A 5,299-nucleotide genomic window follows, 5' to 3' on the forward strand; every position below is an offset into this window, starting at 1 on the left:
CTCGACCTCTTCGATGCATTGAACCTCCCGAAACCCGCCTGACGCTCGATGTCGTCACAAAAACGCTTGACCCGCGTCAACAATATCAATCGCTTATCGGATTAACTGTCGAACTCCGGGGCAATGTGCCCTGATCGGCATCAGCCGGTCCGCGTGGTATGGCCCGGGCAAACGCGAGAACCCGCTGAACCTGGCGCTGATGAAGCTAATCGACGCGCAGTTCATGGAGACGCCGTTCTACGGCAGCCGTCAGATGGCGAGGCACCTGCGCAACCAGGGTTATTGCGTCGGGCGCAAGCGCGTCCGGCGGCTGATGGCCCGTATAGGCCTGCGCGTCGTCTATCAGAAACCCAAGACCACGGCGCCCCACCCGGAGCACCGCAAGTATCCGTATCTGCTCCGGGGTCTACTGATCGACCGACCAAACCACGTCTGGTGCGCAGATATCACCTACATTCCGATGCGGCGCGGCTTCCTTTATCTGGTCGCGATCATGGACTGGGCGACACGCAGGGTGCTCCCCCGCGGCACCAGCTCACCCTGTCGGTAGTGCCGCCGCCACGTTGTCAACTGGCTCGGCAGCAGCTCGTGCCACAGCGCCACATCGCCCACCAACACGCCCGGAACATAGCTCTCCGCCATCACCCGCAGCTTCGTCTAAACAGGCCAATTCCGCCGTCCGCACGGCTGCTCAATCACCTCCATCCGGCCCGCAAACCCAGACCCATCCATCGCTGCCGCTCCTCCGTCGCCATCTGAAGGAAAGATACGGCGCCACCGGAAAAACACGCGAGATCAAATCAGAATGGGGCCAGAGCATCGCTTACGCTATGTCGCTGGACGCCCGATGTGAATCCCAGGCGGACTTTGCGCAACAATGCCGGCGCGATCCAGTCGATTACCGACGTGCAAGAGGAGAATGCGATCTCCTCTGTGATCTGGCCCTGCGCGCGGTGGCTGAGGATGGCGCCGATGTGGTCGTGCTTGCAGGTGCGCCGTTGGCCGGGTTGGCGCAGGTCGTGCGCGACCGCCTGCCGGTCCCGGTCATCGATTGTCAGCAAGCCGCCGTCAAGCGGCTTGAAGGTCTGATCCCCCTAGGCGCTACCCCTGTCACCGCCGGATCGTTCCGCCGCCCAGCGGCAAAACTCTCGACCGGGTTGTCGGTGGGGCCTGACCCGCCCGCGATGCGGGCGGGGGGCCTGACAACTTAGTCCGCGGGCAACTGGATAGAGGCGAGATCCTTGCCGACCAGCAGATCGCCGCCATAACCGCCCGAGCGGGCCGCAGCCTCGAAATCGGCTTCGGTCAGCGGCGCGTTCGGGATGTTCCATCCGTCGATGCGCTCGACCTCACCCAGCGAGGGAGTGAGATGGGTCAGCATTAGGTGCTTGACCCCGGCACGCTCTGCCATCGCGCCAATATCGTCCACGGTGCTTTGCCGGTAAAATACCGGCTTCGGCATTCCACCTCCCGCCTCGGGACCCATGACGGGATGGGTCGAGGAATGAACCAGAACGTCCGCGTCCTGCGCAAGCTTCTCGACCTGATCCGAGGTGGAATGGGCGCGGGGCGGCTCCTGTAAGTCGTTCGACGCATCCCCTGCGACCACGACACTGCCGGCCGGCGTGTCGATCCGGTATGACGCATGGCCCGCCGTATGGGTCGACCGGATTGCACTGACGGTAACATCGCCCTTGGACCAGACGACCTGCGGCTCGTCCGACGGCTCGAAGGTCATCACGTTCGCCAGGGCGGACGGCCCCTCGGCGCTGGCGCCGCTGCCCTTGCGCTGCCAGTGCCGCTCGGCAATCTCGCCGGAATGGATATAGGCGTCCGCGATGTGCTTGACGAAGGACGCACAGCTGTTGGTATGGCCGCGCGGCGAGACGGAGTCGGCGCTGCAAACCACGTCGATCTTGGGCTGATCCGACTGGTAATGCCAGCGCAGTTGCATGAAGTCGGCAAAGCCGTCGGCATGGTCGGAGTGGGTATGGGTGAAGAAGATCGCGTCGATCTCTGCCGGCCATACCCCCAGTTCCGAGTGACGCAGCGCCGTGGCGCGTCCCGCATCGACCTGCAGATCGATGCCGCGGCAACTGTCGGCTTTCTCGCCATACTGGATTAGCGTGCCCGCCCCGGCCAGCCCGTTGACGGCCATCGGCCCGCCCTTCGTGCCTGTCAGCGTGACCTTGAGGCAGGTCTCGGCCTCCGCCGCCGCTGTCCCCAGCGCAAGTGCCAACGCAATCGCTCCGGCAAGGGTTGTGTGATGTGTCATGATATCCTCCCGTTGATTGACCGGGCGAGTACAACACAGGAGACTAGGCTAAGGGGCATATCGATGCCGCATAGTTCACATGCGCGCATGTCATGACCACTGAAAAAGCGTTCTGGTTCACTGAAATGTCTCATCTTCTAGAAAATCGGGGAGACTTTACTGGAAAAGCAAGCAATGGTGCGTCAACCCTGCTCCGGATTATCTGTCAATGCTCCCGGCCATTCGCCCGCAAGGGCCTGCGCGCGAAGCAGGTTTCGCAATAGGTCGCGGGTGGCGTGGACAGCCTTGGTCAAGGGCTTGTGCGACCGAGTCGCAAGCGAGATCTGGCGCAGGGGTTCTGGATCGGTGATGCGCAGCACATCCACCGCGCCGCTATTCCACAAAGCCTTCAGGCCGGGCCAGCTGCGGATCGTATTGGCGCGACCCTGCAGCACCAGATGATGCACGGCGGCCATGGATTGGTGCTCGTGCCGCACGTCCAGCCGGTGCCCCGCGGCGGCGGCCACATGTTCCAAATGCTGGCGAAATTCGGCGTGGATGCCTGGCAGAACCAATTGGCGACCGCAGGTTTCGGCGAGGCCGATCGCGCCCAGCTGCGGCGCGGGTCCGACGCGGGACGCGACTAGATACAGGGCCTCGCGCAGCACCGGCTCCAGCGTCACGCGGGCCAGCGTGGTGGAATGTGGCACAACCGCAAGATCGAGCTTGCCCGATCCCACCCCATCCCAGAGCGTTGCGGCAAGCCCGTCCGTGATCGAGACGGTGATCCCCGGAAAGTCATGCTGCAGCGCGTCCAGCAATAGCGGGCCAAGCAGGTCCGCAGCATAAAAGATGATGCCGACATTGACGCGCCCTATCACCCCATCCGCGCGGCCCCGCAGCAGATCGACGGTTTCCTCGACGTGCCGCAGGATGTAGACGGCGCGCTGGTAGAACAGCTCGCCCGCTTCGGTCGGCCGCGTGCCGGCGCGCCCGCGTACCAGTAGGATGACGCCAAGCTCGGCCTCCAGCTCATTCATGTGACGGCTTAGAACAGGCTGCGCGATGTTCATGTCTCGCGCGGCGGTGACCAGACTACCGGCTTTGACGATGCCGACAAAATAACCCAACTGGATAAGCTTCATCTACGCCCCCCCCAGATCGTGATGAAAGGGCGACCCCTGAAAGACTTCCGCATCCATCCTGCGCTGCTCCGCGGTGATCATTGCACGATCATACCGGACAATCCGTTCGCCAACCATCCGACAAAGCTCCTGCTATAGAATACGGACCGATATCCAGTGGGAAGGGTTGCAGCGGAAAATCCAGCATCTTCCTTTCGGCACCAAACGCCAGATCGGTGGCGTTGTTGCACGAAGCCGATTCTGGGATTCACATTGGGAGTCCGGCGACATAGCTGGATGGCATATCCAAGCCTGCGCCCATCCGCTACCGCACCCTGAACTGGTCGAGCTACAACGCTGCGCTGCGTTAGCGCGGGGCGCTAACGGTCTGGTTCGACCCTTCGACGCCCTGGCATGCGGCGCCCTCGGGCAGGCGCGGCGCGCAGCCGGTCTACAGCCACGCCACGATCCAGGCGTGCCTGACGTTCAAGGTGCTGTTCGGCCTGCCGCTCCGGCAGACAACCGGCTTCGTAGCGAGCCTGCTGAAGCTCGCGGGGCTGGATTGGCCGGTGCCGGATCACTCGACGCTCTGCCGAAGCCAAAAGACTCTGGCCGTTCAGTTGCCCTACCGGGGCTCAGGCGGGCCGCTGCACCTGCTCGTAGACAGCACTGGGATCAAGGTTCGGGGCAAGGGCGAATGGCAGGCCCGCAAGCACGGAGGGGCAAAGCGAGGTGTATGGCGCAAGGTCCATCTCGCCATCGACGAAAGCACGCTCGAGGTCCGCGCGGTCGAGTTCACCGACAGTAGGATCGGCGACGCGCCTATGCTGCCCGGCCTGCTGTCGCAGGTCCCCGAGGATGAGCCGATCGCGTCGGTCACAGCCGATGGTGCCTATGACGGGCGTGCCTGTCGCGACGCCGTCGCAAGCTGTGGGGCGGAAGCGATCATCCCGCCGCGCCGGAACGCGAAGCCCTGGAAGAAAAAAAGCCAAGCGCCCGGGGACGCAACGACGACCTCCGCGCCATGAAGCGCTTTGGGCGAACGCTCTGGCGGAAGCGGAGCGGCTACCACCGACGAAGCCGCGTCGAGACGAAAATGAACTGCCTCAAGCTCCTCGGTCAGAAGCTCATGGCGCGAGGCTTCGACCGCCAGACCGCCGAACTTCAGATCCGCATCGCCATCCTCAACCGCTTCACCGCACTCGGCATCCCCGTCACACAGCCCGCCGGCTGACCTCAAATGGGGTAAGGGGCGGTCCGTCCGTAAGGCGCTTCGTGCAACACTGCCGGATGCGGCTGACATCGGTCGCAACCGTCGTCGCCTTCTTGAGGCGACCATCCTTCCCCAAGAACGAGACCTGCCTCCATATCGGCGATGTACTGCTCGCAGAGCTCGCGAACGGTGACCGCGCGACGCTCTTCCTCCCGCTCGGCTGCGGGATCATTGCCCTGCGTGACGTCACCCAATCGGACTTTCGCCTCGCGGCGGGCGATTTCCGGGGTCCACACTCGGTGCAACCCGATCGCATAGCGGCGTGACCGTCCCCGAGCGCGATACTGAATGACGTTGCTTCGCTCGCTTGACGGAAAGACCCGAAGCTCAAAGCCGGGGAGTTCGTCGTCCCAGATAATGTAGTCCTTGGTCTGTGGCCCGGCGCCGTTTACGGTTCGTTTCGTGATCTTCGCCATCGTCTCGGTTTCTATCGGACCCGGATTTCGCGTAAGCACCACGTAAGCACTTGGCAGCAAATTCCGGGGTTGTTGCGGAATGGAGTTTTCGGATTGTTTACTTAAGCAGTCTACTAGGGTCAGGATGCATTGATTGTTGCTGTTCGGCGTGATTCACGGCCCGAAAAACGGAGCGGTGACATGGACGACCTCTACTGGCTGAGCGACGAGCAGATGGCCAAGCTTTCCCCTT

At 63.0% G+C, this 5,299-nt stretch carries 6 protein-coding genes and 2 pseudogenes; 3 read left to right on the forward strand and 5 right to left on the reverse strand.

Going from position 1 to position 5,299, the window contains the following annotated elements:
• Positions 1-121: 121 nt before the first annotated feature.
• Positions 122-520, forward strand: a pseudogene (locus tag E2L08_RS16545) (IS3 family transposase); the annotation flags it as partial.
• Here the strand turns inward: E2L08_RS16545 and E2L08_RS17460 are convergent.
• Positions 478-642: a transposase gene (locus E2L08_RS17460; protein ID WP_133398190.1), complete on the reverse strand. Its 165-nt coding sequence runs from the start codon at positions 640-642 to the stop codon at positions 478-480. The pseudogene E2L08_RS16545 and the gene E2L08_RS17460 overlap by 43 nt on opposite strands.
• 158 nt (positions 643-800) lie before the next feature.
• On the reverse strand, positions 801-1,061 hold the full coding sequence (locus E2L08_RS16555) for a hypothetical protein (RefSeq protein ID WP_133398191.1): 261 nt from the start codon (positions 1,059-1,061) through the stop codon (positions 801-803).
• Here E2L08_RS16555 and E2L08_RS17330 point away from each other — a divergent pair.
• Entirely contained in the window at positions 954-1,211 is a 258-nt protein-coding gene (locus tag E2L08_RS17330) for an aspartate/glutamate racemase family protein (RefSeq protein ID WP_338069525.1), read from the forward strand. The genes E2L08_RS16555 and E2L08_RS17330 overlap by 108 nt on opposite strands.
• Here the strand turns inward: E2L08_RS17330 and E2L08_RS16560 are convergent.
• Positions 1,208-2,275, reverse strand: a complete 1,068-nt coding sequence (locus E2L08_RS16560) for an MBL fold metallo-hydrolase (RefSeq protein WP_133398192.1) — start codon at positions 2,273-2,275, stop codon at positions 1,208-1,210. The genes E2L08_RS17330 and E2L08_RS16560 overlap by 4 nt on opposite strands.
• 182 nt (positions 2,276-2,457) lie before the next feature.
• Positions 2,458-3,399: a LysR family transcriptional regulator gene (locus E2L08_RS16565; protein ID WP_133398193.1), complete on the reverse strand. Its 942-nt coding sequence runs from the start codon at positions 3,397-3,399 to the stop codon at positions 2,458-2,460.
• A 281-nt stretch (positions 3,400-3,680) separates the two neighbouring features.
• On the opposite strand from E2L08_RS16565, the pseudogene E2L08_RS16570 reads away from it, so the two are divergent.
• A pseudogene (locus E2L08_RS16570) lies at positions 3,681-4,612 on the forward strand (IS5 family transposase).
• A 2-nt stretch (positions 4,613-4,614) separates the two neighbouring features.
• Here E2L08_RS16570 and E2L08_RS16575 read toward each other — a convergent pair.
• Complete coding sequence (locus E2L08_RS16575) at positions 4,615-5,067, reverse strand: Arm DNA-binding domain-containing protein (RefSeq protein WP_206077035.1); 453 nt, start codon at positions 5,065-5,067, stop codon at positions 4,615-4,617.
• Between the last annotated feature and the right edge of the window lie 232 nt (positions 5,068-5,299).

The sequence above is a fragment of the Palleronia sediminis genome (assembly GCF_004358695.1).
GTDB classification, from domain to species: Bacteria; Pseudomonadota; Alphaproteobacteria; order Rhodobacterales; family Rhodobacteraceae; genus Palleronia; species Palleronia sediminis.

Bases quoted from the DNA above. Each gene is read 5' to 3' on its own strand.
- E2L08_RS17460 (WP_133398190.1), bottom strand. From the start codon at position 642: ATGGCGGAGAGCTATGTTCCGGGCGTGTTGGTGGGCGATGTGGCGCTG.
- E2L08_RS16560 (WP_133398192.1), bottom strand. From the start codon at position 2,275: ATGACACATCACACAACCCTTGCCGGAGCGATTGCGTTGGCACTTGCG.
- E2L08_RS16565 (WP_133398193.1), bottom strand. From the start codon at position 3,399: ATGAAGCTTATCCAGTTGGGTTATTTTGTCGGCATCGTCAAAGCCGGT.
- E2L08_RS16575 (WP_206077035.1), bottom strand. From the start codon at position 5,067: ATGGCGAAGATCACGAAACGAACCGTAAACGGCGCCGGGCCACAGACC.